The organism is Mesobacillus sp., from assembly GCF_049588175.1.
Lineage (GTDB): Bacteria > Bacillota > Bacilli > Bacillales > Cytobacillaceae > Mesobacillus.
Window position 1 is genome coordinate 1 of the sequence record NZ_JBAVFI010000046.1, and the last position, 2,610, is coordinate 2,610.

The following is a 2,610-nucleotide window of genomic DNA, read 5'->3' on the forward strand; positions in this document are numbered from 1 at the left end:
TTAACATGCCGGAACTCAATTGGCAATATGGCTATTTCGGAGCTTTGTTCACAATGTCCTTCATTGGTCTTGCAATGTTTTTATGGTTCAGGAAAAAGGGCTGGTTTAAATAGAAATAAGAAAAGTGCAAGCGCCTTGGTCAGCCCCGACAAGCACTGGAGTTTGACAATTCTCGACGTGAATATTCTACTTTCCTCTCAAAAAATGAAAAACCATTGCAGGTGACTAATAGGCACCTCAATGGTTTTTTGTTGTAATTTATTCTCTCGTTCCATCCTCGTTCATTTCTAAATAGTCATCAATCAGGCTTATACAGACCATTGCAAGGCCTGCCAGGAAAAAAGCAATCGTACCTGTCAGAGACAAAAATAAATAGGACATAAATGTAGTTGCACTCATCCAAAACAGCCAAAAATACTTTTCATGGTTATTAGCCATTTACTTTTTCAGCCTTCCAATAGAGTTGGCTGATTGCTTCTGCTAATGCTTCTACTGTATTTTTTAACTCCTTCATATTATTATCTACACCGCCTACTTCGACAACTAATGAGTTTCCGCTTAGGTCCTGATTGTAAACTCCGTCTACACCGATCCCTTTTTTAGGCAAAACTCCCTTGCTTATGCCAGGATAATTTTTATTCAAAAACTGATGCAATTCATTGGCGAATTTTACGTTTCGCTGAAAGTTTTTATTTTCTTCCCCTATGACAAAAACAAGTTTTGCATATGGTTTATTGTTGATTATTGCCGTTGTGGAGTCTTTTCTGAAAGAGTCACGGTGCAGGTCGATGAAATATTCTAGGTGATCGTTACCAGCCATCGCGCTTTTAACTAAAGTTCGGGAGACATCATAAGATTTCGGGGAAAGCCATCCCCTTTTATTAAGTTCCTGGCCAATATTTGTCTTATCTACAGTTGCACCTATTCCCCTTCTCTCCAGCTCCTTCCCTAGCAGCTCTCCAACTATCGTAATATTTGTTTTTCCATCCACCGCATCGTTCTCATTCTCTACTCCTTCTAGCCCGAGCAATGGCAAATAGGATTCCCAGCTATGTGTGTGATAGATGAAGACGGATTTTTCAGATGGGGGAGCTCCAGTTGGTCCATTGCCGCTGTTGAGTTCCTTCAGTTCATTAGCTGCCATGTTTCTTTCCTGCAGCAAAACATCCATCGGTGGAGCCGATTCTATCGGTATATCTGTAAAATCAACCCCTTCATCGGCAATCAGGAAGCTCGAATCAAAAGCCATGAACCCAGGAATTTCACTTCTAACCAGGCTCCTCAGGTCATTCATCTCTATATTCGTAATAAGCTTGAAACCGGTTGAAGTGACAGAGAAATCGGGATTGGACCCTGTTAATGCATGTCCAATCAATGGGTTTTCATAGCTGATGATCCTAATGAAAATATCGGCTCCGATATTTCCATTTACCTTGAATTTAAAAAAAGTAATATTCGAAGATGAAATTAATCCAGCTAGAAGAAATAAACTCAAGGTACAGACAATGATGATTATTCCGCTCACCATCTTCTTATAAATATTCAATAAAATGGCACTCATCGCATCACCCTAATCATTTTGCTTACCAAAAGAATATGTGAATAGAGAGGTTTTTAGACTAAAAAACGCCTGGACAAGTATGTCCAAGCGCTGCTTAGTGTTAAAAATATCTTTTCTTCCAAAACACAAATGCAGTTAAGCCAGCAAGGAAAACTGCAAGGCTGAGTGCAAAGATGAAAGCCAATGGGTGATGCTGGTATGGCAAGTCGACATTCATGCCATAAAAACTGGCAACCATGGTCGGGAAAGAAAGAATAATCGTAATGGATGTCAAAAATTTCATGACCATGTTGAGATTGTTTGAAATGATAGAAGCAAACGCATCCATCATTCCGCTTAAAATGGAGCTGTAAGTTTCAGCCATTTCAATCGCCTGTGTATTTTCAATAATGACATCTTCAAGCAAATCTTTATCTTCTTCATACATCTTTAAGTAATTGAAACGCATGATTTTCGCCAATACCACTTTATTTGACTTCAAGGAAGTCGTAAAGTACACAAGACTTTTTTCCAGTGCGAGGAACGCATACAGTTCTTTATTCTTCATTGACTGATGGAGCTCTCGCTCTATTTCATTGGTCTTTTTATTGATTTGTTTCAAATAGCGCAAATAATAGATGGATATGACATATAGAATCTGCAGCGCAAACCTTGTCTTTTTGAATGTGAAGAATTCCTTCACTCTATTGCTTCTAAATTCATTCAGTACCGGAGTCTCTTTTAAGGATACTGTAATAATGCAGCCTGTAGTCAGGACGATTCCGACTGGGATCGTTTCGTAAATTGGAAATCCAGATTCATCGTGTGTAATGTATGGATAGTCGACAATGATGTAAACATTGCCATCTTCCTTTTCGATCCTCGGCCGCTCTTCATCATCAAGTGCGTCACGGATGAAATCAATGGCAATACCAGTTTCATTAGCTACCCTTGTGATTTCTTCTTCAATAGGGTGTACCATGTTCACCCAGCAGCCTTTTGAAATCTCCGCTACCGATTCCAGCTGCCTCGCTTCATTGCTTTTAAATATCTCGAGCATTCTACCAACC

The 2,610-nt window shown here is 39.5% G+C and carries 3 protein-coding genes; all 3 read right to left on the minus strand.

Features of this window, described 5'->3' with window-relative positions:
- Positions 1-258: 258 nt before the first annotated feature.
- The 3 genes from WB217_RS01055 to WB217_RS01065 all read right to left on the minus strand — a co-directional run bounded on the left by WB217_RS01055 (position 259) and on the right by WB217_RS01065 (position 2,600).
- Entirely contained in the window at positions 259-438 is a 180-nt protein-coding gene (locus tag WB217_RS01055; RefSeq protein WP_423989825.1) for a hypothetical protein, read from the minus strand.
- A complete protein-coding gene (spoIIP, locus tag WB217_RS01060; RefSeq protein ID WP_423989827.1) occupies positions 431-1,561 on the minus strand; it encodes a stage II sporulation protein P in 1,131 nt (376 codons plus the stop codon). Before spoIIP ends, WB217_RS01055 begins: the two co-directional genes overlap by 8 nt.
- A 100-nt stretch (positions 1,562-1,661) precedes the next feature.
- Positions 1,662-2,600: a magnesium transporter CorA family protein gene (locus WB217_RS01065; protein WP_423989829.1), complete on the minus strand. Its 939-nt coding sequence runs from the start codon at positions 2,598-2,600 to the stop codon at positions 1,662-1,664.
- Between the last annotated feature and the right edge of the window lie 10 nt (positions 2,601-2,610).